Origin of the sequence: Nesterenkonia sp. HG001 (assembly GCF_034438835.1) — a bacterium.
Classification (GTDB): domain Bacteria; phylum Actinomycetota; class Actinomycetes; order Actinomycetales; family Micrococcaceae; genus Nesterenkonia; species Nesterenkonia xinjiangensis.
Genome location: NZ_JAOSZD010000001.1, coordinates 521645 through 547616, shown reverse-complemented (window position 1 = coordinate 547616; position 25972 = coordinate 521645). Strand labels below are relative to the sequence as shown.

Annotated in this window: 23 protein-coding genes; 14 read left to right on the top strand and 9 right to left on the bottom strand. The window is 68.3% G+C overall.

Translation table 11 applies throughout. The features are described 5' to 3' along the window. Positions 1-32 precede the first annotated feature (32 nt). From ODE13_RS02405 to ODE13_RS02395, 3 genes are all read right to left on the bottom strand, one after another. Positions 33-716: a GntR family transcriptional regulator gene (locus ODE13_RS02405; protein WP_322477830.1), complete on the bottom strand. Its 684-nt coding sequence runs from the start codon at positions 714-716 to the stop codon at positions 33-35. Beyond that, on the bottom strand, positions 713-2203 hold the full coding sequence (locus tag ODE13_RS02400) for a fumarylacetoacetate hydrolase family protein (RefSeq protein WP_322477829.1): 1491 nt from the start codon (positions 2201-2203) through the stop codon (positions 713-715). Before ODE13_RS02400 ends, ODE13_RS02405 begins: the two co-directional genes overlap by 4 nt. A 159-nt stretch (positions 2204-2362) precedes the next feature. After that, complete coding sequence (locus tag ODE13_RS02395) at positions 2363-3844, bottom strand: APC family permease (protein WP_322477828.1); 1482 nt, start codon at positions 3842-3844, stop codon at positions 2363-2365. Positions 3845-4105: 261 nt separating this feature from the next. Between ODE13_RS02395 and ODE13_RS02390 the strand changes: the two genes are divergently transcribed. Continuing rightward, a complete protein-coding gene (locus ODE13_RS02390) occupies positions 4106-5083 on the top strand; it encodes a helix-turn-helix domain-containing protein (protein WP_322477827.1) in 978 nt (325 codons plus the stop codon). 114 nt (positions 5084-5197) lie between these two features. Next, positions 5198-5872 carry a TetR/AcrR family transcriptional regulator gene (locus ODE13_RS02385; RefSeq protein ID WP_322477826.1) on the top strand — a complete coding sequence of 225 codons (675 nt, stop codon included), beginning with the start codon at positions 5198-5200 and terminating at the stop codon, positions 5870-5872. On the opposite strand, the gene ODE13_RS02380 is transcribed toward ODE13_RS02385, so the two are convergent. After that, positions 5797-7791: a primary-amine oxidase gene (locus ODE13_RS02380; RefSeq protein ID WP_322477825.1), complete on the bottom strand. Its 1995-nt coding sequence runs from the start codon at positions 7789-7791 to the stop codon at positions 5797-5799. The genes ODE13_RS02385 and ODE13_RS02380 overlap by 76 nt on opposite strands. 80 nt (positions 7792-7871) lie before the next feature. On the opposite strand from ODE13_RS02380, the gene ODE13_RS02375 reads away from it, so the two are divergent. The 7 genes from ODE13_RS02375 to ODE13_RS02345 all read left to right on the top strand — a co-directional run bounded on the left by ODE13_RS02375 (position 7872) and on the right by ODE13_RS02345 (position 14911). Beyond that, complete coding sequence (locus ODE13_RS02375) at positions 7872-8393, top strand: hypothetical protein (protein WP_322477824.1); 522 nt, start codon at positions 7872-7874, stop codon at positions 8391-8393. 37 nt (positions 8394-8430) lie between these two features. After that, positions 8431-9864 carry an aldehyde dehydrogenase family protein gene (locus ODE13_RS02370; RefSeq protein WP_322477823.1) on the top strand — a complete coding sequence of 478 codons (1434 nt, stop codon included), beginning with the start codon at positions 8431-8433 and terminating at the stop codon, positions 9862-9864. A 190-nt stretch (positions 9865-10054) separates the two neighbouring features. Continuing rightward, complete coding sequence (locus ODE13_RS02365) at positions 10055-11419, top strand: MFS transporter (protein WP_179542111.1); 1365 nt, start codon at positions 10055-10057, stop codon at positions 11417-11419. A 109-nt stretch (positions 11420-11528) separates the two neighbouring features. Then, positions 11529-12608 (top strand): ABC transporter substrate-binding protein, encoded by a 1080-nt coding sequence (locus ODE13_RS02360; RefSeq protein WP_322477822.1) that lies wholly within the window; start codon positions 11529-11531, stop codon positions 12606-12608. Positions 12609-12766: 158 nt separating this feature from the next. Continuing rightward, positions 12767-13711, top strand: a complete 945-nt coding sequence (locus ODE13_RS02355; RefSeq protein WP_322477821.1) for an ABC transporter permease — start codon at positions 12767-12769, stop codon at positions 13709-13711. Position 13712: 1 nt separating this feature from the next. After that, positions 13713-14504 carry an ABC transporter ATP-binding protein gene (locus tag ODE13_RS02350; protein ID WP_322477820.1) on the top strand — a complete coding sequence of 264 codons (792 nt, stop codon included), beginning with the start codon at positions 13713-13715 and terminating at the stop codon, positions 14502-14504. 113 nt (positions 14505-14617) lie between these two features. After that, complete coding sequence (locus ODE13_RS02345) at positions 14618-14911, top strand: hypothetical protein (protein ID WP_322477819.1); 294 nt, start codon at positions 14618-14620, stop codon at positions 14909-14911. A 17-nt stretch (positions 14912-14928) separates the two neighbouring features. Here the strand turns inward: ODE13_RS02345 and ODE13_RS02340 are convergent, their stop codons facing one another. Both ODE13_RS02340 and ODE13_RS02335 read right to left on the bottom strand, forming a co-directional pair. After that, complete coding sequence (locus tag ODE13_RS02340) at positions 14929-15768, bottom strand: transporter substrate-binding domain-containing protein (RefSeq protein WP_322477818.1); 840 nt, start codon at positions 15766-15768, stop codon at positions 14929-14931. 160 nt (positions 15769-15928) lie between these two features. After that, complete coding sequence (locus ODE13_RS02335; RefSeq protein WP_322477887.1) at positions 15929-17245, bottom strand: short-chain fatty acid transporter; 1317 nt, start codon at positions 17243-17245, stop codon at positions 15929-15931. A gap of 316 nt (positions 17246-17561) precedes the next feature. Between ODE13_RS02335 and ODE13_RS02330 the strand changes: the two genes are divergently transcribed. From ODE13_RS02330 to ODE13_RS02315, 4 genes are read left to right on the top strand one after another with little or no spacing between them, the layout of a single operon-like run. After that, positions 17562-18764 carry an acetyl-CoA C-acyltransferase gene (locus tag ODE13_RS02330; RefSeq protein WP_322477817.1) on the top strand — a complete coding sequence of 401 codons (1203 nt, stop codon included), beginning with the start codon at positions 17562-17564 and terminating at the stop codon, positions 18762-18764. A gap of 2 nt (positions 18765-18766) precedes the next feature. After that, complete coding sequence (locus ODE13_RS02325) at positions 18767-19624, top strand: enoyl-CoA hydratase/isomerase family protein (protein ID WP_322477816.1); 858 nt, start codon at positions 18767-18769, stop codon at positions 19622-19624. Then, positions 19621-20496, top strand: coding sequence for a 3-hydroxyacyl-CoA dehydrogenase family protein (locus tag ODE13_RS02320; protein WP_322477815.1), 876 nt, complete (start codon positions 19621-19623; stop codon positions 20494-20496). The genes ODE13_RS02325 and ODE13_RS02320 overlap by 4 nt, the downstream gene beginning before the upstream one ends. Next, a complete protein-coding gene (locus ODE13_RS02315) occupies positions 20493-21239 on the top strand; it encodes a Pr6Pr family membrane protein (protein ID WP_322477814.1) in 747 nt (248 codons plus the stop codon). The genes ODE13_RS02320 and ODE13_RS02315 overlap by 4 nt, the downstream gene beginning before the upstream one ends. A gap of 39 nt (positions 21240-21278) precedes the next feature. Here ODE13_RS02315 and ODE13_RS02310 read toward each other — a convergent pair whose 3' ends face one another. From ODE13_RS02310 to pdhA, 3 genes are read right to left on the bottom strand one after another with little or no spacing between them, the layout of a single operon-like run. Then, complete coding sequence (locus ODE13_RS02310) at positions 21279-22775, bottom strand: dihydrolipoamide acetyltransferase family protein (RefSeq protein ID WP_322477813.1); 1497 nt, start codon at positions 22773-22775, stop codon at positions 21279-21281. A 1-nt stretch (position 22776) separates the two neighbouring features. Beyond that, positions 22777-23871, bottom strand: a complete 1095-nt coding sequence (locus ODE13_RS02305; RefSeq protein ID WP_322477812.1) for an alpha-ketoacid dehydrogenase subunit beta — start codon at positions 23869-23871, stop codon at positions 22777-22779. 2 nt (positions 23872-23873) lie between these two features. Then, positions 23874-25115, bottom strand: coding sequence for a pyruvate dehydrogenase (acetyl-transferring) E1 component subunit alpha (gene pdhA, locus ODE13_RS02300; RefSeq protein ID WP_322477811.1), 1242 nt, complete (start codon positions 25113-25115; stop codon positions 23874-23876). 200 nt (positions 25116-25315) lie between these two features. Here pdhA and ODE13_RS02295 point away from each other — a divergent pair, with 200 nt between their 5' ends. Beyond that, positions 25316-25807, top strand: coding sequence for an Lrp/AsnC family transcriptional regulator (locus ODE13_RS02295; RefSeq protein ID WP_179542124.1), 492 nt, complete (start codon positions 25316-25318; stop codon positions 25805-25807). Positions 25808-25972: the final 165 nt, after the last annotated feature.

Here is a 25972-nt window from a genome sequence, read left to right as displayed (position 1 = left end):
CAGGGCGGGGTGTCAGGGCGGGTCTGGTGTGGTCAGGGACTGACTGTCGAGGGAGCGCCGGTCTGGCCTCGGTAGGCCTCCACGGTGCGCCACTTGTGGTGCCGCACCGCCATCTCGATCTCCACCGGGTCAGCATTCTCACGGATCAGCGTCAGGATGTGCTCGTGCTCGGCCACGGAGAGCGGTGCCCGCTCCGGGACGAAGCTGAAGGTGGAGCTGCGCAGCCCGGAGAGTCGGTTCCAGCCGCGGTCCACCAGGTCGGCGATATGCGGGTTGGGGCAACGGTGCACCAGGGCACGGTGGAACTTCTCGTTCAGGGCGGTGAACACTGTGGGCTCGAAGTGGTCCAGTAGGGCCCGCATCTGCTCGTTGATCGCTTCGGCGCGGTCGAGGTCGGCCTCGCTCATCCGGCTCAGCGCCAAGGCGGTGGCCGCGCCCTCGAGCACTCCGAGTGTCTGCATGGTGTCGATGTACTCGCTGGCGTCCACCATGGCGACCCGGGCGCCGATGTTGCGCTCGAACTCGATCAGCCCCTCGGCCTCCAGGCGCCGCACGGCTTCACGCACCGGCACGGTGCTGACGCCGAGCTCCTTGGCGATGGTGCCCAGCACGAGCCGGTAACCGGGGTTGAAGTCGCGGCTGATGATGCGCTCGCGGATCCACCGGTATGTGCGCTCGGACTTGCTGGCCTGCTCATCGATGCGGATCGCGGTCATCGGGTCTCAGATCCCTCGTCGGCGGCACTCGCGGCAGCCTCATAGCGGGCCCTCCACTCGGCGTTCATCGGGAACAGCCCGTCGATCGGATGCCCGGCGGTGACCTGCTCGGCGACCCAGGCGTCCTCGGCCTCCTTGGTCAACGCCACATCCACGACCTCTTCGGCCAGCTGCGGGGGAAGCACGATGACGCCGTCGTCATCGCCGACGATCACGTCGCCCGGTTGGACGGAGGCTCCGCCGCAGGCGATGGTGACGTCCACGTCCCAGGGGACGTGGCGGCGGCCCAGCACCGCGGGATGCGGGCCCTGGCAGAACACCGGGAGGTCGATCTCGGCGACGGTGGAGTGATCGCGGACCCCGCCGTCGGTGACGACCCCGGCGGCGCCACGGGCCTGAGCGCGCAGGGCCAGGATGTCACCGAGCGTGCCGGAACCGGCCTCGCCACGGGCTTCGATGACGATCACCTCACCGGCACCGACATCGTCGAAGATCCGCTTCTGGGCGTTGTAGCCGCCGCCGTGGCTGCGGAACAGGTCCTCTCGGCCCGGGATGAAGCGCAGGGTGCGGGCGGTGCCGACCATCTTCCGGCCGGAGCGGGTCGGGCGGGGGCCGTCGATGGTCACGGTGTTGAACCCGCGGCGGCGCATCTCCTGGGCCAGTCCGGCCACCGGGGCCTCCTCGAGCTTGGCGCGCAGCGACTCGCTGAGGCCGCTGATCTGCTCCGGCAGACCCGCCGCCGTCCGGGATCCCCAGGCCTCCTCGCGCTGGGCGTCGTCCACCGAAGGGAGGCTGCCGAGGGCGGGATCGAAGTCTCCGGGGCCTTCGATGATGATGGTGCGCAGCCGGCCGGTGGTGGGCCCGCCGACGACGTCGACCTCCACCTCGACGACGTCGCCCGGTTCCGCCACGGATGCACCGGCGGGTGTGCCGGTGAGGATGATGTCGCCGGGCTCCAGGGTCAGATGCTGGGAGAGGTCCGCGACGAGCTGGGGGAGGGGGAAGATCATCCCCGCGGAGGTGTCCTCCTGGACCAGGTCGCCGTTCTTCCAGGTGCGCAGGCGCAGCGCCGAGGGGTCCACGTCGGTGGCGGAGATCAGTGTGGGACCCATCGGGGTGTAGCCCTCGCGCCCCTTGTTGCGGACGTTGGAGCCTTTGTCATTGCCTCGCAGGTCATAGAGACCGAGGTCATCGGCGGCGGTGATCCAGCCGATGTGCCCCCAGGCCTCCTGGAGGCTGACCCGCCGGGCGGCAGTGCCGATGATCAGTGCGATCTCACCTTCGAAGCCGAGCAGCTGGGTGCCGGCGGGACGCTCCACGTGGGCTCCCGAAAGGGTCAGCGAGCTGGCCGGCTTGAGGAAGTAGGAGGGAGAGGCCGGCCGCCGTCCGCGCTGCTCGGCGCGGGAGGCGTAGCTGATGTGGACCGCGATGATCTTGCCCGTGGGCCGGGGGAGGTCGGCGGGCCAGGCAAGGGTCTGGTCAGTCATGGGGTCTCCTCGTCGCAGCGGTGAGAAAGCGGGGCGAGGGTGCCGGGCTGGCCTCGCCATCATCTCGCAGAATCATATCACTGATCGTATATCATCTGTGATCCGATGCACATTCCTCAGGGAGGCGCGCCTGCGGCAGCACCGGGTGAGGGGATCGGGTCAGCCGATGGTGGCTCGCTCCACCGCCGCATAGACCTCGGGCCTGTTGCTCCGCAGGAACTGTCCCCAGGCCAGACCGGCCAGGCCGGAGCCCACGATGATCCCGGGGATGATGACGACCAGCGCGGAGAAGCCCTCAGCCTCGATCATGACGTCGAAGTTGACCATGATCAGTACGGCGATGACCGCGAAGCCGATGGCGGCGATCAGCGGCGCCACCAGGCGCAGGAACACGGGATGCCGATCAGGATCCCGGCTCAGGTGCCGCATGATCGCCACCGACGTCACGCAGAGCAGCAGCACCATGCCGAAGCCTGCGGCGTTGGTCAGCCAGGGGAACATCGTCAGCACCGGGTACAGCGGCCCGAGGTCGGAGCCGGCGCCGCTGACGGCGAAGACCACGATGAACACCAGGCCCAGCACGCTCTGAGCCAGCGAACCCGCCACCGGGGCGCCGCTTCTCGTGCTGGTGGCCCCCAGGATGGAAGGCAGCACGCGGGCGCGGCCCATGGAGAAGAAGTACCGCGCGGCGGCGTTGTGGAAGGCGATCATCGCCGCGAGGATGCTCGTCAGGAAGAGCACCGCCGCCAGATTCGTGACGATCGCCGGGACATGCTGGCCGAGGAATACGAACATGAGATCGGGCCCCCACTGCTGGGACTCCGCCACCATCAGCGAGGGTCCCACGCCCACGGAGAACGCCCAGGCGGAGAAGGCGTAGAACAGGGCGATGATGCCCACGGCGATGTAGGTGGCCCGGGCGACGGAGCGCGCCGGATCCTTCGCCTCCTCGGAGTAGATGGCGCCGGATTCGAACCCCATGAAGGCGGCGATGCCGAAGGCGAGCATCGCGCCGAAGCTGCCGGTGATCCAGTGTTCCGGCATGAACGCCTCCACGGTGACGCCCTCTGGTGCCACGCTGAAGGAGAGCAGGCTGACGGCGACGACGATGACGAACTCCAGTGCCACGATCACCGCCAGCACCTTCGCGTTGAGATCGACTCGGTTCACCCCGAGCAGTCCGACCACGAGCCACCCGACCAGTGCGCAGGCCCACCAGGGCGCGGTGATCCCGAAGAGGTCTCCGACGATCGAGGAGGCCGCGAACCCGAAGACCCCGTAGAGGCCGATCTGCATGGAGTTGTAGGTGACCAGCGCCAGGAACGAGGTCCCGATGCCGGATCGTGTCCCCAGGCCGGCGGTGACGTAGGCGTAGAAGGCGCCCGCGTTCTGGATTAGCGAGCTCATCCTGCCGTACCCGAGGGAGAAGAAGACCAGGATGATCCCGAGGATGAGGTATCCGACGGGCACGCCGAGCTCTCCGGTGACGGCGAAGCTGGTGGTCGCCCCGCCGGCAAGGACGGTCAGCGGTGCCGAGGCGGCGATGATCAGGAAGACCAGCGCGGGGACGCCGAGGGTGCGCCTGGCCAGGGCGGCCTCCTCGGGGGCTGGAGTCTGAGTGGTGAGGATCGGGTCATTCATGTCTGGGCTCCGTCTCGTGCAGTCGAGTGACGGTGGGTGAGTCCAGTGTCAGGCGCGGGCGGAGTCGAGTCTTGTGCCACCGTGCACGTGAGTTGACCGGCTGGGTGCCGGAGCGACCTCTTGCCTTGGCCTGTGAGGTGTGCCACACTCCAATCACGCTGACTTCACCTCTCTGAAATTGGTGTGCAGTCATCATTGAGCAGGTGCTCAATAAAAAAGCACCATCACCGGGCAGACTGTCACCAGAAAGCAGGAGGGGCCATGGATCACCGACGCGAGGGCGATGTGGTCCTCGACTTCCCGAGCCCCGCCGTGGATCTGCCCACCTGGCGTGCCGCGATCGCGGCAGCTGTGGTGCCGCTGGACATCCGCGCTGAGGACGGGATCACTTTTCGCGGGCAGCTCCGCCGCGCGACGGTGGACCACGTCGGGATCTTCCAGCTCGTCACGACTCCGCACACGGTGCGGCGGACCCCGGAGCTGATCTCGGTGGATGACGCGCGGTTCTACAAGGTGAGTCTCCAGCTCTCCGGCAGCGGCACCCTGGAGCAGGACGGGCGGGCCGCCACGCTGAAGCCGGGGGACCTGGCCATCTATGACACCCACCGGCCCTACCGGCTGCACTTCTCCGAGCCCAGCCAGGCGATGGTGATGGTGTTTCCGCAGGAGCTGGTCGACCTCACTCCGGAAGAGGTCTCCTGCGTCACCGCCACGTGCTTTCCCGAAGGGCACGGATTCGGACGGATGATCAATCCCTTCTTCGTGGAGCTGGGGAGGAACCTCGACCAGCTCCACGGCACCTTCGCCTCCCGGCTGGTGCATTCGGCCCTGGACCTGATGGTCACGATGCTCTCGCAGGAGCTGCACGAGCGGCACGACACTCCCGCCCGCGGGCTGGGACGCGAGGTCCGTCAACACATCCTGCGGAGGTTGGGTGATGAGACCATGACGCCGGCCTCCATCGCAGCGGCCCACTACATCTCGCTGCGCTACCTCTACACCATCTTCTCGGAGGAGGGGCAGACCGTCTCGGCATGGATCCGCTCTCGGCGTCTGGAACGCATCCGGCGGGACCTCGCGGACCCTCTCCACACCGATCGGTCCATCTCAGCGGTGGCCGGACGATGGGGTCTCCACGACGCAGCTCACTTCTCACGGATCTTCAAGGCTGAGTTCGGCGAGTCTCCCAGCGCTTATCGCCGTCGGCACCTCTCCCAGGACCTGCCGATCGCTGTCTGAGCGTCAGCACGAGGCGGTGGCCTCAGGCCTCAAGCCTCAAGCCCCGGACCTCTGGCTTGTGGCGGGCACGGCGCCGTCTACGCGATCCAGGGTGTTTGGGAGAGAATCGGACACATGCCCAAGAAGGTCGATCGCGCAGCGCGCCGGGACGAGATCGTGCGCACCTACCTGAAGATCGCGGCGCGCGACGGCATGGAGGCCGCCACCACGCGTGCGCTGGCCGCCGAGCTCGGGGTCGCCGTCGGCTCTCTGTGGCACTACTTCTCCGGTTTCGACGAGGTCCTCGCCAGTGCGTTCCGGATGATCTTCGACCGGACCAACGCCCGCATCGGCCACCTCGTCGAAGGTCTCGACGGATTGGCAGCGCTGCGTGCCATGCTTGAAGAAGTTCTGCCGATCGGCAGCGTCCCCCGGGACGAGGCCTACGTGGTGGTGAGCTTCTGGGGACGCGTCGCGGCGAACCCCAGCGTGGGAAGCCTGCAGGTCGCGGTCGAGCGACAGTGGCGTCGGCAGATGAGCGGGTTCCTCCGTGAGGCTGTCGACGCCGAGGAGCTGCACCCGGATGCACCGGTGGAGGACATCGCCGATGCTCTGCTGTACTTGGTCACCGCCTCACAGTTCGAACGCGTGCTCGGCACGCCCTTGGGCCAGGGGGTCAGGCTCTGGCAGATTCTGCGCCACCACCTGGCCCCCTGGATGACTGAGCGGGCGGCTCAGCAGTGGCATCCGCCGTCGCGCGCGGCTGGCGATTCGGAGGAGGCGGACGCCTCCGGCGCACCAGAGGCATGACAGTGCCCGCCGGCCTCCGGCGGAACGTCCAGGGTGGGGTTGCGGTCGAAGAACCCGTTCGGCGTCATGCGGAATCCCGCATAGTCCACCGGCATGATCGGCCAGTCCTCGGTGCGTGGGAAGTGGGTGAGGCCGAAGGTGTGCCAGAGCACCACGTCCTCCCCGTCGATCGCTCGGTCCTGCGCCGCGTACGTGGGGAGGCCGTCGTCGCCCGGGTTGAGGTTGACGAGCCGGCCGGCGGGATACAGCTCCTCGGCGTCGTACCGGGTCACCCACAGATGATGCGCGGCGAAGGCCGCGCGACGCCGGATCGGGGAATCGTCGGCTGCCAGCAGCGTGGGTGAATCCTCCGCGTGGAGCACGTAGGCGGTCGACTGCCCCAGGCGGTTGGTGGCCTCGGTGCTGCTGATGCGCCAGAGGCGTCCTGCGGAGCCGTCCGCATCGCGGATCGCCTGCTGTTCAGACGGCAGTCGGGTGATCGTGCGGTTGAACGTGTTGCCCCACGGATTGGTCTGAGAGGTCGGTTCGCGGACGACGTCGATCTCGTCCACCGCGTTCGCGGTGCCGTCGACCATCATGTCCATCCGTGCGCAGAACAGGTGCTGGTGGATCGGCGCGCCGAGTCCCGGGGCGATCTCGGTGGAGTACGGATAGTCGCCGCCGGGATGGGCGTTGGTGAACACGATGCCGGTCGCTTTGGACTCCAGCTCGATCTTCCCATCCAGGTACAGGTGCCAGTAGAACCCGTAGTCGTAGTTCCCCACGGTGACGAAAAAGGAGATGACCAGGCGCCGCTGGCGGCGGACCTCCGAGCTGCCGGAGAAGTCGTCAGTGTGCTTCCACAGGATGCCGTAGTCCTCCTCGTGGATGCAGATGGCGTTCGGCAGCGTCTGCGGGCGGCCGAAGTCATCGGCGACGACGGCGTCCACGTAGGTGATCTCGCCCTTGCAGTCGCAGCCCAGCTCCAGGGCGTTGGCCAGACGCCCGAACTGGAACTCGCCGACGTCGTAGTAGTTCTGCCAGGCGTTGGTGGGGGAGGGGTCTCCGTAGCTGACCACCATCTCCGCCACGGAGCCGCGGTACATGATGGGGCGCCGGCGTCCCTGGTCGGAGAAGCTGAGATCGTGCAGGGTCAGGCCCTCCCGGCCGTTGAACCCCAGGCGGACGCTCCAGTTCTCCCACTCCAGCAGGCCGTCGGACAGCGTGAAGCTGACTCCCTCGGGCTGGGTGATGGAGATGGGCTTCAGCGAGGTGCGGAACTCGCCGCGCACGGCCGGGTCCAGGTAGTCGCCGGACTCTTCGGGCACGTGGGTCACCTCTGTCTCGACGACGCGTAGGACCTTCTGGTCGGTCATGTCGATGTGGGCGACCACGCCGCCGATCGGGTGGGCCCAGATGGAGTCGGTCGGGTAGTCCTGTCGGAAGGAGAGCGCGCGCAGGATGCGGTGGCCGCGCTCATCCTCGTAGCCGAAGACGCCGGCGGAGAGGCCGATGACGATGACCTTCTCGAGGTCGGTCACTCCACGGCGTCTCAAGGCCTCGACGTAGCGTTCGTCGGCCTTGAGGACGTCGTCGGCCCCGAAGAGCTCCTCCATGAAGATCGGGCCGGTGCCCTGTTCTACGACGTCGACCGGCTGGTCGGAGGCGATGGTGTCGCCGTCCAGGTCGACGACGACGTCACGGACCGTGTTCGTGGCCAGGTCAGTGACGACGAGCGAGGCCTCTCGGGGGAGTCGCTGATCCGATGTCCAGGCCAGGACCTTCTGCTTCTCCGGCTCACGCAGCATCAGGTAGCTCACGCGGGCGGAATCGGGGAGCAGGCCGTGGTGCTGCAGCACCGCGCGGATCCGGGAGATCTCCTCGGTGGAGAGTGGGGTCAGCGGGTGGGGGGCGGCATCGCCCGAGGTCTTGTCAGTCATCGAACTCCTCCTTATAGTTGAGCGCACGCTCAATATAAATATGACACAGTTCACAGCAGATGGGGAAGGGGGCGGCGCTGATGACTCCCGTCGTCCTGCGTCGCACCGCGGCGACCTGTGCGGCTCTCTCCGGCGTGGTCCACCTGGTCCTGCTGGGCCATGGAGGTCTGCTGATGAGTCTCGCCATGGCCGCCATGGCCGTGGTGTGCCTGCCGTGCGCGGGCCACCTCTGGCGCGGCGAGTCGCTGCGCGCCTGGACGATGGTCGCCGTCATGAGCGTCGGAATGCTGATCCTGCATCTGGGTCTGATGAGGCCGAACGGCGCTGAGGCGGGGAATCCCGACGGACTCGAGGTAGAGGTGCCTCACCACGGCGGCGGTGTCGAGCTGGCCGAGATGCACGAGCTGCTCATGCACCTCGCACTGGGGCTCGCGACGACGGAGGTCCTGCTGGTGCTGGCGGCCGTGTGCTGGCATCTGCGCTCTCTGCACCGGCAGGGTCGGGGTCGGGCTGCTCGTGTCGAGGAGACGGCGCGCTCCCGTCCTAGAAGGCTGCAGGAGAAGACAACATCGTCCCTGCAGCTGTCGCGCACAGTGAAGTGAACGAAGCATTCCTGACAATGGAGGAGGAGTTACCGCGATGACGACGCAGAACGTACCCCAGAAGGTGTCCCTGCTGGAGCGAATCCAGTCGGCCAGCGGGGGGCGGGAGATTCTGGATCCGGCCACCGGCGAGGTGGTCGGTCGAGTGCCGGAGGCCACCGAGAAGGATCTGGATGCCGCCGTGGCCCGGGCCAAGGCCGCCCAGCCCGGGTGGGCCGCCCGGTCGGATGATGATCGTGCAGGCCTGCTCAACGCGGCTGCTGAGGCGATCGAGGCTCATGCCGAGGAGCTGGCGGTGCTGCTGTCCCGGGAACAGGGCAAACCGCTCAACGGCCCCAATGCCCGGTTCGAGGTCGGAGCCTGTGTAGCCTGGCTGCGCGCGACCGCCGCTTTCCCCATGGACCCGGAGGTCATCGTCGATGACGAGTCCGGCCGGGCCGAGCTGCATCACCGCCCGCTGGGGGTCATCGGAGCGATCGGGCCCTGGAACTGGCCGATGATGATCAGCATCTGGCAGATCGCTCCCTCCCTGCGCATGGGCAACACCGTGGTGATCAAGCCCTCCGGGTACACCCCGCTGTCCGTTCTGGGGCTGGTAGAGGTGCTCAACACGGTGCTGGATGCTGATGTGCTCATCGCCGTGCCCGGGCGCGGAGTCATCGGGGACCGACTGACCCGGCACCCCGACATCGCCAAGATCATGTTCACCGGCTCCACACCCACGGGCAAGAAGATCATCGCCGCAGCCTCCGAGACCGTGAAACGGCTGACTATGGAACTGGGCGGCAATGATGCCGGCATCGTCCTGGACGATGCCGACCCGGCCGCGATCGCTGAAGACCTCTTCTGGGGCGCGTTCATCAACACCGGGCAGACCTGTGCGGCCATGAAACGGCTCTATGTCCCGGATGCCCTCTATGACCAGGTCTGCCAGGCCTTGGTCGAGGTGGCCCAGCAGATGCCCATGGGTCTCGGGCTGGACGAGGCCAATGTGTTGGGCCCGGTGCAGAACCGCGCCCAGTGGGAGATCGTGGACCGGCTGGTCACTGCTGCCAAAGAGTCCGGAGCCAGGATCCTGCTCGGTGGGGACCCTGACCCCCAGGTTGTCGCAGGGAGGGGCGGGCACTTCTATCCGACCACCCTGGTCGCCGACATCGATCCCGACAACCCTCTGGTGGTCGAAGAACAGTTCGGCCCGGTGCTGCCGATCATCCGCTACACCGATCTCGATCAGGCCATCACCGAGGCCAATTCGCTGGAGGTCGGGCTGGGCTCCTCGGTCTGGTCCTCGGATCTGGGCCGGGCCCGGGGTGTGGCGGCCCAGCTGGAGGCCGGCACCACCTGGATCAACAAGCACGGCGCCGTCGATCCCCGGGTCCCTTTCGGTGGGGCCAAAGAATCCGGATTCGGTCTGGAGTTCGGATCTCATGGGCTGCGGGAGGTCTCCCAGCCCCACGTCATCAGCTGGTGAGTCCACCCGCAGGGCCCACCCTGAGGCTGTCCTGATCAGGTCGATCGCCAGGCGGAGGAGGATGCGCTTTTCAACTGACCAACCGTTCGGTCAATAAATCTGATACATTCTCCTCCAGGGGTGACCTGCATCACACGCAGGGGCCCGTCCAGGGCGGTCCATCCGCATTGAACCTGCATCCGGAGATGACATGAGCCAGACCATCTATCTCAGCACCGAAGGCCATGAGCTGACTCGCGAGGAGAAGAAGGTCCTCGCGGGGACTCTCGTGGGCACCACCATCGAGTGGTACGACTTCTTCATCTACGCCCAGGCGGCGGGCTTCGTGCTGGCCGTGCTGTACTTCGAGCCGCTGGGCCAGGAGAACCAGGCGCTCGCTCAGATCATCGCCTGGGCCTCGGTGGGCATCTCCTTCCTCTTCCGGCCCCTGGGGGCCGTACTCGCCGGGTGGCTGGGGGACCGGTTCGGACGCAAGATCGTGCTGGTGGTCACCCTGATGGGCATGGGCGGGGCCACTGTGCTGATCGGGCTGCTGCCCACCTACGCCACGCTGGGCATCGCCGCCCCGGTGATCCTGATCCTCCTGCGGATCCTGCAGGGTCTTTCGGCCGGCGGGGAGTGGGGCGGTGCCGCCCTGCTCTCGGTGGAGCACGCGCCGCGCCACAAGCGCGGCCTCTTCGGCGCCTACCCGCAGATCGGTGTGCCCCTGGGAATGCTGCTGGCCACCGGTTTCATGTTCGGCCTCAATGCGCTCACCACAGAGGAGCAGTTCCTCGAGTGGGGCTGGCGCGTGCCGTTCCTCTTCTCCTTCGTGCTGATCATCGTCGGTTACCTGATCCGAGTGAAGGTCGACGAGTCCCCGGTGTTCACGGAGATGAAGGAGCGCAAGAAGGAGTCCTCGGCGCCGCTCAAGGAGCTGCTGACCACGCACAAGAAATACACCTTCCTGGCCGCGCTGATCTTCGCGGCGAACAACGCCGCCGGCTACCTGGTCATCGCCTTCTTCGCCGCCTACGGCGTGAACCACCTGGGCATGGAGCGCACCGAGACGCTCATCGCCTCGCTCATCGGCGGCGTCGGGTGGTTCATCTTCACGCTCTTCGGCGGCTGGGTCTCCGACCGTATCGGCCGAGTGCGGACCTTCCAGATCGGCTACGGCATCATCATCGTCTGGGCCGTGCCGATGTGGTTCCTGCTGGACACGGCCTCGCTGCCGCTCTTCGCTCTGGCGATCTTCCTCCTCACGGTGGGCCTCGGCCCCTCCTACGGACCGCAGTCCGCGCTGTATGCGGAGATGTTCCCGGTCTCGATCCGATTCTCCGGCGTCTCCATCGGCTATGCGCTGGGCTCCATCATCGGCGGCGCCTTCGCCGCCACAATCGCCCAGACCATTCTGGACACCACAGGAAAGTCCTGGCTGATCGGCCTCTACATCGCCGCCTTGGCCGTGATGTCCTTCCTGGCCGTCTCGGTGGTCCCGAAGGGCCTGCAAGGCATCAATCTGATCGACGACAGCGAGCGTGAGGAGCTCATCACCACGAGGTCTTCGCGCTGACACGCCCGCCCAGGGCAGACAATCGACACCGAAGTCGAGCATCATGGCAGTCAGGCACCGCTGACCTGCACGCATGACTGACCAGCACCCCCAGATGAGGAGAACCCCCATGAGACACCGCACCCACGCCCTGAGACTCTCCGCGGCCGCCGCCGCGGCGGCCCTCCTGCTCACCGCCTGCGACGGAGGAGGCGACGGCCCAGGCGACGACGGCGAGGAGAACGGCGACGGCGGCGACAGCTACTCGATCGGCATCACCCAGATCGTCGCCCACCCCTCCCTGGACGCCGCCCGTGACGGATTCAAGGCGGCATTCGACGAGGCCGGCGTCGAGGTCGACTGGGACGAGCAGAACGCCCAGGGCGAGCAGGCCACCGCGTCCAACATCGCAGGAACCTTCGCCACCGCCGGTCATGACCTGGTCCACGCGATCGCCACGCCCACCGCCCAGGCGGCCGCCCAGTCGATCACCGACATCCCCATCGTCTTCTCCGCGGTGACCGAGCCGCAGGAGGCCGGCCTGGTCGAGGACTGGGACGCCCCCGGTGGCAATGTCACCGGCGCCTCGGACATGAACCCGGTGGCCGAACAGCTGGAGCTGCTGCAGGAGATCGCCCCGGACGTGGAGACCGTCGGCATCGTCTACTCCTCCGGGGAGGTCAACTCCGCCGTCCAGGTGGAGCTGGCTCAGGAAGCCGCCGAGGAGCTCGGCCTGGAGATCCAGGAGACCACCGTCTCGAACTCCTCCGAGGTCCAGCAGGGCGTGGAGTCGCTCGACGTGGACGCGATCTACGTGCCCACGGACAACGCCGTGGTCTCGGCGCTGGAGTCGGTGCTGCAGTATTCGCACCAGAACGAGATCCCTGTGATCGCGGCCGAGGGCGACTCAGTGCAGCGCGGGGCGCTGGCCACCTACGGCATCAATTACGAGCAGCTGGGACGCCAGGCGGGCGAGATGGCGCTGCGCATCCTGCAGGACGGTGAGGACCCAGCAGAGATGGCGGTGGAGACCGGCAGCGTCCTCGAGCTGATCGTCAACCCGGAGGCCGCCGAGCTGATGGGCATCGAGTTCGACGACGAGCTGCTCGACCGCGCCGACGGCGTCGTTGGTGAGGACCTCGAGGCGGAGGACCCCGCCGAAGCCGGTGAGGACGAGGACTCCGATGAGGACGCTGACGAGGACGAGTGACCCGTGCGGGAGGACTCCCGCGTAGGATCACGCACGACAGAAGAGCACCAGGGCGGGCACCGGAACGGCCACACCAGGCCGCGCCGGTGCCCGATCCCTGGGCGGACGTGGACACGTCGTCGGCCGAAGACCCGCCCGATGACGGCGAATGAGGACACATGATCACAGCATTGGAGCTCGGGCTGATCTACGCGATCATGGCCCTGGGCGTGTACCTGACCTTCAGGATCCTGAACTTCCCTGATCTGACGGTGGACGGTTCGTTCACCTCGGGTGCGGCGACGGCGGCGATCCTGATCACCAACGGCGTCAACCCCTTCCTCGCGACGGCGGCTGCCTTCGTCGTCGGGTGCGTGGCAGGCCTCATCACTGGGCTGCTGCACACCAAGGGGAACATCAACGGCCTGCTGGCCGGCATCCTGACCATGATCGGGCTCTACTCCATCAACCTGCGCATCATGGGTGGGGCGAATGTGCCCCTGCTGGGGCAGGACACCGCGATCAGCGCGCTGCGCGGCGTCGTCGGGGTCGGCTGGACTTCGGTGCTGGCGCTGGCCGCCGTCGCGGTGGTCTTCAAGCTCATCATGGACTGGTATCTGCACACGGACAACGGGCTGGCTCTGCAGGCCACCGGTGACAATGAGCAGATGATCCGCTCCTTCGCGGTCTCCACCGACCGGCAGAAGATCGTCGGCCTGATGCTCTCCAACGGCCTGGTGGGGATCTCCGGTGCGGTGGTCGCTCAGCACCAGGGCTTCGCCGACATCGGCATGGGCATCGGTCTGATCCTGGTCGGTCTGGCTTCGGTGATCGTCGGGCAGGCGATCTTCGGCACGCGCAGCGTCTTCCAGGCGACCCTGGCCGTGGTGCTCGGAGCGGTCATCTACCGCCTGGCCATCCAGTTCGCCCTGAACCTGGGGCTGAACCCGAACGACATGAAGCTGATGTCCGCCGTCCTGGTGGTGGCCGCGCTGCTGCTGCCGCAGTGGAGAGGATTCGCGAAGCTGACCCGGCGCAGGAAAGGTCGCTCGGCGCTCACCGCAGCGGCTGAGGCCACGCTGACCTCTGGCGCCACGGCCGGCGCCGGCAAGAAGGGAGCCTGACATGCTGAGCATCGCATCCGTGGCCAAGACGTTCTTCCCTGGAACCGTCAACGAGCGCCGCGCCCTGGTGGACGTCGACCTGGAGATGGTCGAGGGCGACTTCGTCACCGTCATCGGTTCGAACGGAGCCGGAAAGTCCACGCTGCTGAACACCGTGGCCGGGCGCATCATCCAGGACGAGGGCATTGTCTCCCTGGACGGCAAGAACGTCAGCCGCCTCCGCGAGCACCAGCGGGCCTCGATGGTGGGACGGGTCTTCCAGGACCCGATGGCCGGCACCGCACCGAACCTCACCATCGAGGAGAATCTCTCCCTGGCCGACCGCCGTGGGAAGCCCCGTGGGCTGGCCCGGGGTGTGACCAAGGCCAAGCGGGAGCGCTTCGCCGAAGCCCTCACCCAGTTGGAGCTGGGCCTGGAGAACCGACTGAAGACCAAGGTGGGGCTGCTCTCCGGTGGGCAGCGGCAGGCGCTGAGCCTGTTGATGGCCACCTACTCCGACCCCCGCGTGCTGCTGCTGGACGAGCACACCGCCGCTCTGGATCCTCAGCGCGCCGAGCTGGTGACCCGACTGACTCGGACCGTGGTGGAGGAGAAGGGGCTGACCACGCTGATGGTCACCCACAACATGGTCCAAGCCTTGGAGGTGGGCAATCGGCTGATCATGATGCACGAGGGCCGGATCATCCTCGACGTCGGCCCCGAGCGGAAGTCCCAGATGACCCCGGAGGACCTGCTGGCCGAGTTCGGCAAGCTCAAGGGCGCCGTCGTCGACGACAAGACGCTGCTGCAGTAGACCCCTCCCTTCACCGTTGAGCTGGTGAGTTTCCGCCTGAACTGGCGCCTCTGAGGCGTCTTTCGGGCGGAAACTCACCAGCTCAACGTGTTCTGAACGGTAGCGTGGACCGTATGACTACTGACGCGCTGTTGCTCTTGGCCGCCAACCCGCTCGTCCCCACCGGGTGGGAGGCCTCCGTCGGCTTCGGCGGGATTCTGCACCTGGCGCTGCTGATCTGGGCCCTGGTGCGGGTCTACCGCTGCCCGGCCCTGGCCTTCAGCTGGAAGCTCCTGTGCGTGGTGGCGGCGCTCTCCTCGCCGTTCCTCGGGCCGATCGTGGTGATCCTGGTGATTCGGGGGCACCGCCGGCGGGTGGATTCCGGGGAGCTCGCCGGGACGGTGATGGCTCCGCCGCTGTCTCGTTGAGCTGGGGGAGCCGCCGGTCAGAGGTCGACGTCGTCGCCGAACCAGGGTTCGGTAATCTCCTCGTAGGTGCCGTCGTTCAGAGCCATGGTCAGCCATTGGTCCACGTAGTGCTTCATCACCATGTCCCCGCGGGGCAGCATGTAGGCCTTCTCGAAGTAGTCGAAGGGCTCGTCGGGATTGACGGCGCAGAGCTCGTCATACTCGTGGGCGATCCACAGCACCTCGGAACGGTCCGTGGTCATCACATCTGCCTCACCCTCGACGATCTGGTCGAAGATCGTCAGGTTGTCGTGGGTGATCAGGTGCCCCTCGGGGTAATGCTCCTGGGCGAAGATCTCGTTGGTCCCGCCGCTGGGCATGATCGAGGTGACGCCGGGGTCGTTGATCTGCTCGATCGTCCGGTAGTCGTCGACGTCCTCGCAGCGAGTGATGGGAGTCTTGCCGTCCTCCATCAGCGGCTCGGAGAAGAACACCTGCTCTGATCGGGCGGGGTTGATCGAGATGCCGCCTACCGCGATGTCGCAGTCCGCCAGGTAGTCCTCCATGAGGTCGTCCCAACTGGTCTGCACCCAGTCGATCTCCACGGCCAGGTTCTCGGCGAGGTCCCGGGCCATGTCCACATCGATACCGGTGAATTTCCCGGTGTCCTCATCGAGCTCGGTGAACGGCGGGTAGTCCCCGGTGGTGCACACCGTCAGGGAGCCGCGGTCCAGCACCTCGTCCAGCAGCGACTCGGGCTCGCCCGCCGGCTCCTGTCCGCCGGCCTGCTGGGCGTCAGAGTCTGCGGGGGAGCAGGCGCCCAGGACGAGGGTCAGCAGTCCGGCGGTCGTCCACAGGGCACCGCCTCTTCCCGACACGCGAGGGACCCTCGCTTTCTCGGCGGTGCCTGGATGGTGGGGCTGCGGCATGGGCGTCTCCGATCGTGACAGGATGCTGATGGTGCTCAATCCTGGCACGACGACGTGTGGAATCTCACCTCCGTCTCAGCCTGTGGGCGCCGGGCTCTCAGGAGGGGCCTCAGGAGACGATGAGCAGTGCCGCGGCGAAGACGATCCCGGAGGCGATGAGCACGATCGTGGTGTACCCGAGGATGTCGCGCATCTTCAGCCCGGCGATCGCCAGCAGCGGCAGCGCCCAGAACGGCTGGATCATGTTCGTCCACTGGTCGCCGTAGGCCACCGCCATGATCGCCACCGCGGGATCGGTCCCCAGGGACTCGGCGGCCTCCAGCAGGATCGGTGCCTGCACGGCGATCTGTCCGCCGCCGGAGGGGACGAAGAAGTTCACGATCCCGGCCGAGAGGAACGCCCACAGCGCGAAGGTCTGGTCCGTGGAGATCGCCACGAAGAACTCGGAGAAGACCTGCATCAGGCCGGTGCCGGCCATGATGCCCAGAATCCCGGCGTAGAGCGGGAACTGCAGGAGGATGTCGCCGACGGTGCCCGCGGCCTCCTTGGTGAGCGCCAGCAGCTCGAAAGGGCTGCGCACCAGCAGCATGATCAGCGTCAGGAAGCTCCAGTTCACGATGTCCAGGGTCAGTCCGCCGCCTCCGGTGAAGTGGAGGGCGAGGTAGCCCACCAGCATCAGGCCGATCAGCGTCGTGGGGATCCTGCTGGCGTCGACCCGGTCCGCAGGAGTGACGATCTCGTCGTCGATCTCGGCATCCCGCAGCCGGGCGTCCACGCCCAGGGTGACGACGTCGTGCGGGTTCCGCGGGGCGATGAGCATCAGCGCACCGGCGACGACGACGATCGTCACCGCCGCGGTGATCATGTTCCACCCGGAGAACACCGTCTCCGTGATGGAGAGGGGATCGCCCAGGATCTCGGCGACGAAGGAGTCCGGGGTGGCAGCGGTCAGCGGCCCTGAGGCCGAGTAGCCCATGTGCCACACCACGAATCCGGAGAAGCCGGAGGCCACCAGCATCGGAAAATGCACCGGCATGTCCCGGCGCCTGGCCTGCTCAGCGACCTCGCGGGCCATCAGCCCGCCGACCACGAGGCCCAGCCCCCAGGTGATCAGCGAGGCCAGTGCCGCCACCAGGAAGACGAACAGATAGGCCTGCATCGGGCTCTGCGGGACCCGCGCCAACCGGCGCAGCAGGGCCCGCACCGGTCGGGTGCTGGCGAGGATGTACCCCAGGAACAGGATCAGGGCGATCTGCGTCATGAACTCCAGCAGGCCGGCCAGCCCCAGTCCCCATTCCTCGACCACCTCCAGCGGTCCGGCCTCGGTGAGCAGCAGGGCCAGGATCGCCACGATGACGGTCAGCCCGATCGCGAAGACCAGTGCTGAGGGGATCAGCTTCTCCACCAGCGTGTTCAGCGGTCGCATGATCGGGCCGAGCAGAGCTCCTCCGCCGGCTCCGGCAGACTCTTCCTGTGAAGGCTTCGCGGTCACATCATCCTCCTTGATGCGTGAGACACCCGCGCCCGGCTCCCGCGCGGTAAGGCACCGAGGGCGTGACGCACATCACCGACAGCCTGCCAGATCTCTGGTGCGAATCCCTGGAGAATCGCCCATCTGCCCGAACCTGCTGGTGATTGACCTCACAGCCCGGGCGTGGAAGTATCGAGGTGAACGATCGGTCAGTAATTCCGGAGCTGCGCCTGCGTACCTCCGGAGCATCAGCCACAGTCGGAGGAACCCCGTGACCACGCCCGCCTTCCTCGTCTCCGGGACACGTACCCCGGTCGGCCGCTACGGCGGTGCCCTCTCGATGGTCCGGCCGGACGATCTGGCCGCCCTGGTGATCCGCACCGTGGTCGAGGACGCCGGCATCGACCCCTCCGACGTCGACGAGGTCATCTTCGGCAACGCCAACGGCGCCGGAGAGGAGAACCGCAACGTCGCCCGCATGGCCTGGCTGCTCGCCGACTTTCCGGATACAGTCCCCGGCATCACGGTCAACCGACTCTGCGCCTCGGGCATGAGCGCCATCGCCCAGGCCCATCACATGATCGCCGCCGGCGCGGCCGACCTGGTCGTCGCCGGGGGAGTGGAGTCGATGTCCCGGGCGCCCTGGGCCATGGCCAAGCCCACCAGCGGCTTCGCCAAGCCCGGAGAGGTCGTGGACACCTCCATCGGCTGGCGATTCGTCAACCCGAGGTTCCTCACGATCGACAAACGCACGTACTCCATGCCGGAGACCGCCGAGGAGGTCGCCCGCGTCGAGGGCGTCACACGCGAGGAGGCCGACGCCTTCGCCGCCGAGTCCCAGCGCCGGGCCCTTGCCGCCGTCGACGCCGGCCGCCTCGCCCGCGAGATCACCCCGGTGGAGGTGCCCGGGCGAAGGGGCGCGGTCACCGTGGTCGACACCGACGAGGGCCCGCGCCCCGGCACCACCGTGGAGTCCCTGGCCGGGCTGCGCCCCGTGGTCGCCGGCGGCAGCGTCGTCACCGCCGGAAACTCCTCCTCGCTCAACGACGGCGCCTCCGCCGTCATCGTGGCCTCGGAGGCCGCCGTCGAACGATACGGGCTGACTCCGCGCGCCCGAATCGCCGGAGGGGCGAACGCCGGTCTGGCCCCGGAGATCATGGGCATGGGACCGGTCCCCGCGAGCCGCAAGGCCCTGGACCGCGCGGGTTGGAGCACCGGCGAGCTGGAGGCTGTGGAGCTCAACGAGGCCTTCGCCACCCAGTCCCTGGCCTGCATCCGCCGCCTCGGCCTGGACCCCGCCCTGGTCAACGCCGACGGCGGCGCGATCGCCCTGGGACACCCGCTGGGCTCTTCCGGGGCGCGGATCGTGCTCACCCTGGCCCGGCGCATGGAGGACGAGGGTGCTCGCCGCGGCCTGGCCGCCATGTGCGTGGGTGTGGGCCAGGGCTCCGCCCTGCTGCTGGAGCAGGTGTGACCATGGCCCACAGACTGTACGAGCTCGACCCCGGAACCTTCACCACCCTGCGCATCACGGACGCCGAAGACCGCGTCCATGCCCGCCTGGACCGGCCCGAGGTGCGCAATGCGATCGACGCCACCATGATCGATGAGCTCCACGCGCTCTGCGCCCACCTGGAGCACCACCCGAAGATCCTCATCCTCTCCGGCACGGACCCGGAGGCCGGCCGGCCCGGCATCTTCGCCTCCGGCGCCGACATCGGCCAGCTGAGGGAACGCCGCCGGGACGACGCACTGCGCGGAGTGAACTCCACCGCCTTCGACCGGCTCGCCAAGCTGCCGATGCCGGTGATCGCCGCCCTGGACGGTTATGCCCTGGGTGGCGGGGCCGAACTGGCGTGGGCCGCCGACTTCCGGCTCGGCACGCCTGAGCTGACCGTGGGTCAGCCCGAGACCTCCCTAGGCATCATCCCTGCTGCCGGTGCGCTGTGGCGCCTGCGCGAGCTCGCCGGGGAGCCGCTGGCCAAGGAGATCCTGCTGGCCGGGCGCATTCTGGATGCCGAGGAGGCGCGGACCCACGGCCTGATCAACGCGATCCATCCCGCCGAGGAGCTGCTCGACGCCGCCCACGCGCTGGCTGACCGCATCGCCCGCCAGGATCCGCTGGCGGTGCGGATCTCCAAGCAGGTCTTCTCGCTGCCCCGTGAAGCCCACCCCCAGGTGGACAACCTGGCTCAGGCCATCCTCTTCGAGTCCGAGGCCAAGTTCGACCGCATGCAGGCGTTCCTGGACCGAAAGAAGGACCGCAGCACACGCCGGTCAGAGGAGCCCTCGGCCGAGACGTCCCCGGCCCAGACCTCAGGAGACCACGCATGAGCGCCCGCCCCGAGACTTCTGTGCCTTCCACCGTCGGCGTGCTCGGCGGCGGCCGTATGGGGGGCGGCATCGCCCACGCCTTCCTGATCGCCGGCGCCCAGGAGGTCGTCGTCGTCGACGTCTCCGCCGAGGCCGCCGACGCCGCCCGCGGACGCATCGAGGGCGACGTCGCCGCCTCCCTGCAGCGCGGGAAGATCGATGGCGAGCTCACCGACTGGACCACCAGGCTGACCGTCACCGCCGACGTCGCGGACTTCGCCCGCTGCGCCTTGGTGGTCGAAGCGGTGCCTGAGGACATGGATCTGAAGACCGCCTCGCTGCGCCGCGTGGAGGAGCATCTGGCTCCGCAGGCGTGGCTGGCCACCAACACCAGCTCGCTCTCGGTCACCGACCTCGCCGAGCATCTGCAGCGCCCCGAGCGGTTCTGCGGGCTGCACTTCTTCAACCCGGTGCCGGCCTCCAAGCTCGTGGAGGTCGTGCTCGCCGGGACCACTGGTGAGGAGCTCGCCGCGCTCAGCCCTCAGTGGGTGGAAGCCCTGGGCAAGACCCCGGTGGTGGTGAAGGACGCCCCCGGCTTCGCCTCCTCGCGGCTCGGAGTGGCCATCGGGCTGGAAGCCATCCGCATGGTCGAAGAAGGTGTCGCCAGCCCGGAGGACATCGACAACGCCATGGTGCTGGGCTACAAGTTCCCCATCGGGCCGCTGGCGCTGACCGACATCGTCGGGCTCGACGTGCGCCTGGGCATCGCCGAATACCTCGAATCCCGACTGGGGGAGCGGTTCACCCCGCCGCAGCTGATGCGGGAGATGGTCGCCCGCGGCGAGCTCGGCCGCAAGACCGGCAAGGGGTTCTACGACTACCCGCCGCAGTGAACCACCGACCCGCCGATGACCACGGCTCCAGTTCCGGCTCCAGTTCCGGCTCTGGTTCCGGGCCCAGCCCCGGCGGCTGGACCGGCTCGACGACGGCACGGTGCCTCCACGCCGTCGTCGCGCTGGTGTGTGCGGCCGGCCTGGTCACCTCGCTGCATCTGGGCTGGACCACGGACACCGACCTCCCCCTGGGTGTGGGCTACCACGGCGGATTCACCGCCGGCTGGGAGCACGCGCTCAACCAGCCGGCCTACTTCACGGTGCTCTCGGGGCTGCTGGCCTGCCTGACCTCAGCGATGCTCGCCCTGCGGCCCCACCGGACCTCGGAGATCTTCCGCGCCGCACGGCTGTGTGCGGTGGTGTGCGTGATCATCACCGGGATGGTGTTCAACCTGCTGCTGCGGGGCCCCGACGTGCTCACCGGAGTGCGGTGGATCAATGACACCGTCCTGCACCTGATCGTGCCGGTGCTGGTCCCGGCCGTGTGGATGCTGGTCGGACCGCGGGGGTGGGTCACCGGACGCGTCGTGGCGCTGTCCCTGGTGGTCCCGGTGGGCTGGCTGGGGGTGACCCTGGCTCGCGGGCCGAGGATCGACTGGTACCCCTACGACATCCTCGACGTCCCCGGGATGGGATACGCCGGCGTCGGGGTCTACATCGGCTCCATCCTGGCCGGGTATCTGGCCGTGGCATGCCTGCTGTGGGGGCTGGATGCCCTGCTGACGAGGCTCACCCCGGAATGAGCCGGCGCCGGCTCCTCGAGCTGACGCCGGCCCATCCCCTCAGAGGTCGGCCAGAGCGGTGGAGGGATCCTCCACGCAACGGGCCACAAAGTCCAGGAACCCGCCCGCGGCGCCGCCGTCGCAGACCCGGTGGTCGAAGGCCAGGGTGAGCGTGCTGATGCTGCGCACGGTCAGTTCCCCGTCCACCACCCAGGGGCGCTCCAGGATCCGGCCGAGGCCGAGGATCGCCACCTCCGGGTGGTTGATGATCGGCGTGGCGCCGTCGGATCCGAACACCCCATAGTTGTTCACCGTGAACGTGCCACCGGTGAGCTCCCTGCCGGAGATCGTCCCCTCGCGGGCTGCGCCCACCAGCCGGCCGATCTCCTCGTGGAGGGCCCGGGCGGAGAGCCTCTCCGCGTGACGGATCACCGGCACCACCAGACCGGCGTCCGTCTGGGCGGCGAAGCCCAGGTTGACCCCGTCGAAGTGCACGATCTCCTGCTCGCCGTCCTCGCGGGTGTCCACCCGTGTGGCGAGCTCGGGGTGCCGGGCCAGTCCGGCCAGCACGAACCGCCCGATCAGCGCCAGCAGGGAGGGTGCGGCGGCGCCGCTGGTCTGGGCCTGCCGCTTCAGCCGCGCCCGCAGGGCGAGCAGCTCGGTGAAGTCGGCGTCCTGCCAGACCGTGGCCTCCGGGATCTCGCGGCGTGAGCGGGACAACGTCGTGGAGACCGCCTTGCGCAGCCCGGTGACGTGCACGCGCTCGCTGATCTCCAGCCCGCCCGGGGCCGGCCGGGACGACGACGCCGGGGCCGCCTGCTCCGTGGCCTGTGCGGCGCTCGGCGCCGGCACGGCCGCCGATGCCGATGGGGCATCCCGGTCCTGCGGGCGGTTCTCGGTGGCCTGTGGGGCGGAGGTCCTGAGGGCGGCGAGCACATCAGCACGCAGGATCAGCCCGTCCGGGCCGGTGCCGGTCACGCCGCTCAGCGGGATCTCGTGCTCGCGGGCGAGGCGTCGTACCAGGGGGGAGGAGACCCGCGGGGCCCGCTGCGGGGTTCGCTCGGCGAGGGCCACGGTGGTGTCGCCTCCGGTGCGGCGTCGGCGTCGACGGCGTGATCCCGAGGAGGCCTGAGTGCCATAGCCGATGAGGACATGTCCCGAGCCCTCGTCGGAGCTGTCCGCCGGAGTCTCCTCCGATGCCGCGCCGGCGGCCGTGACCTCGGAGGGGGCGGCCGTGCCGGCCCGCTCCTCCTCGCGGTAGCTCAGCGCACCGGCCGAGTCGGCGTGGTGCTGGTCGGCGTCGTCGAGCCAGCCGCCGCTGCCGTCGGTGTCCACGGTGATCAGTGGCTCCTCGACGATGAGCGTCTCGCCGACCGCGCCGTGCAGCCGCACCACGATGCCCGCGTACGGGGAGGGGACCTCGATGGATGACTTCGCGGTCTCCACCTCGGCGATGGGCTGGTCCACCTCGATCATCTCGCCTTCGTCCACCAGCCAGCTCAGCAGCGTGGCTTCGGTGAGTCCTTCGCCCAGATCGGGCAGATTGAAGGTGGTCATCTCAGTCCTCCCACTGCAGCTCGTCGAGGGTGTCCAGGATCCGCTCCACACTGGGCAGATGATGCTCCTCGAGCTTCGGAGACGGGTACGGGATGTCGAAGCCGGTCACACGTCTCACCGGGGAGGCCAGCGAATGGAAGCAGCGTTCCTGGATCCGGGCCACGATCTCCCCGGCCACGGATACGAAACCCTGCGGCTCGGCGATGACCACGGCGCGGCCGGTCTTCTCCACGGTGGCGGTCAGCGCGGCGTCGTCGAAGGGCACAATGCTGCGCAGGTCCAGGACCTCCGCAGAGATGCCCTCCTCGGCCGCGGCCTCGGCGGCCTTCAGTGCCACGGACACCGAGGGTCCGTAGCTGATCAGCGAGACATCGGTGCCTTCGCGGGCGACGACGGCGCGGCCCTCCGCGCCCACGCCGGCGGCGGTGCCGGAGGAGTGCGGATCCTCGTACTGCTCGCGGAGGGCGGCCAGGTCGACCGGCTCCTTGGTCCAGTAGAGCTTCTTCGGTTCGAAGAAGACCACCGGGTCTGCGGAGTCGATGGCCTCGCGCAGCATCAGGTAGGCGTCGGCCACGGTGGCCGGGGTGTAGACCTTCAGGCCGGGCGTGTGGGCGTAGTAGGCCTCCGAGGAGTCGCAATGATGCTCTACCCCGCCCACGCCGCCCCCGTAGGGCACGCGGATGACCATCGGCAGGCGCACGCGGCCGCGGGTGCGGTTGGCGAGCTTGGCGATGTGGCTGAAGATCTGTTCCAGCGCCGGGTAGGCGAAGGCGTCGAACTGCATCTCGATCACCGGCTTCATGCCGTTGATCGCCATCCCGGTGGCCATGCCGGCGATCCCGGATTCGGCCAGCGGGGTGTCGAAGCAGCGGTGCTCTCCGAAGCGCTGGGTGAGTCCGTCGGTGATGCGGAAGACGCCGCCCAGGGTGCCGACGTCCTCGCCGAAGACGCACACCGAGGTGTCGGCCTCCATGGCGTCGGACATCGCGGTGTTCAGGGCGGCGGCGAAGGTCGTGGCCTTCGGCGCCGGTGCGGAGCGCGAGGCGTCCGCAGCTGCGGGTGCGGGGGTGGTGGCGGTGTCGGTGGCGGGGGCCATGGTCAGTCCTCCTGGCTGCGCTCGAGCTCGTCGGCCAGCAGGGCGCGCTGTTCGCGCAGCTGGGCGGTGGGAGCGGAGTAGACGTGGTCGAAGATCTCCAGCGGATCCATCTCAGGCTCGGTGGTCATCGCCTGGCGCAGCGAGGCGGCGACCTCCTCCGCCTTCTCCGTGATGCGGGACTCGACGGCCTCGTCGAGCACCCCCTTGCCGGTGAGGAAGGTCTTCATGCGCTGCAGCGGGTCCCGCTTCTTCCACTGCTCGACCTCGTCGGCGTCGCGGTAGCGGGTGTCGTCGTCGGCGTTGGTGTGGGCCTGCATGCGGTAGGTGGTGGCCTCCAGCAGCAGCGGCATGGAGTGCTCGCGGGCCAGATCCACGGCGCGGCGCAGAGTGGCCAGCACGGCCACCATGTCATTGCCGTCGACCTGCTCGCCGGCCATGCCGTAGCCGATGGCCTTGTGCGCCAGGGACGGTGCGGCCGTCTGGTGGGACAGCGGCACGGAGATGGCGTAGCCGTTGTTCTGCACGAAGAACACCACCGGTACCTCGAAGACGGCGGCGAAGTTCAGCGCCTCGTGGAAGTCGCCTTCACTGGTGGCGCCGTCGCCGCACATGGCCAGCACCACGGTGTCCTCGCCCCGCAGCTTCGCCGCATGGGCGACGCCGACGGCGTGCAGCAGCTGGGTGGTCAGCGGAGTGGACAGCGCGGAGGTCCGGTACTGGTGCGGGTCGTAGCCGCAGTGCCAGTCGCCGCGGAAGGAGACCATGACCTCCAGGGGGTCCACACCGCGGGTGAGTGTGGCGACGGTGTCCCGGTAGGTGGGGAACATCCAGTCGCCCCGGTCCAGGGCGAGGGCCGCACCCACCTGGCAGGCCTCCTGGCCGTGCGAGGAGGGGTAGACGGCCAGCCGGCCTTGGCGCACCAGGGCGTAGTTCTGGTCATTGACGCGACGCCCGACGACGAGCGCCTCGTAGGCGGCGAGCAGGGCGTCGTCCTCAGGGATGGGGTATTCGTGGCCCGGGCTGGTTCCCTGCTCTGTCTCAGGGATCAGCGTGCCCTCGGGGGAGAGCATGCGGATCTGCCGACGGGCCGGGAGCATGTACTGCTCCGGGGTGATCCCGAAGCTGCTGCTGGCCTCCAGGATGTGGGCGGCCTGCTCGGCCTTCTCGTGGCCGGGGGCCTCCGCGGAGAACCGGGGGTCCTCGGCGGGGGCCGCCTCGCTGGCAGCTGCTGTGCCGTGCGTCATGGCGTCCAGCCTCCTCAGGTGTGTCGCCGGAGCGGTGCGTCTCGGCATGGGTGCCTCACTGGTGATGCTTCGAGTGTGACTCAGCTCATGCCTCGGCCTCCAGCCCTGCCGAGCATCGGAGACATCGTCTCGCCTAGAAGGGACTCAGCTGGACGCACTGTCAGAATCGGCGGCATGAGTGCCTGGTATCGTCCAGAGATATGAGCAGTCTCCTGGACGAATATCCACGCAGCGGGCGTCCCCTGGATGCCGTGGACCATCGCATCCTGGCCGCTCTGAGCGCCGATGCGCGCAAGTCGGTGACCAGCATCGCCCAGGAGCTGCACCTCTCCCGGGCCAACGCCTATGAGCGCATCGCCAGGCTCCGCGAGGCCGGGGTGCTGCGTGGCTACACCGCGGTGATCGATCCGCGTGCCGCAGGGCTGGCCACGGCCGCCTATGTGTTCCTCACGCTGAAGCAGGATGACTGGGAGGTCCTGCGCTCCGCACTGGCCGGTGAGCCGGCGGTCCGGCATCTCTCGCTGGTGGGCGGGCAGTACGACGCCGTGCTGCTGGTGCGCACCCGCACGGTGGAGGAGCTGCGCCGGGTGATCTTCGAGCGGATCCAGTCGCTCTCCTGCGTGCAGTCCACGCAGACCGCGCTGATCTTCGACGACCACGCTGAGCACCTGCATGCGGCCCCGGAGGGGTGAGGAGTGAGGGCGGGTCGTCGTCGGGCCCTCCATTTGCATCGAAAGGCCGATTTGTAGGGATTATGCCCCCTGTTGAGGCCTCTGGCGCCTTCGAAGTGACCACTCGATGCTGGGGTGAAGGGAGCGTCGTCGCCAGCTCCTCGAAAAGTGGTGGCGATCACGTTA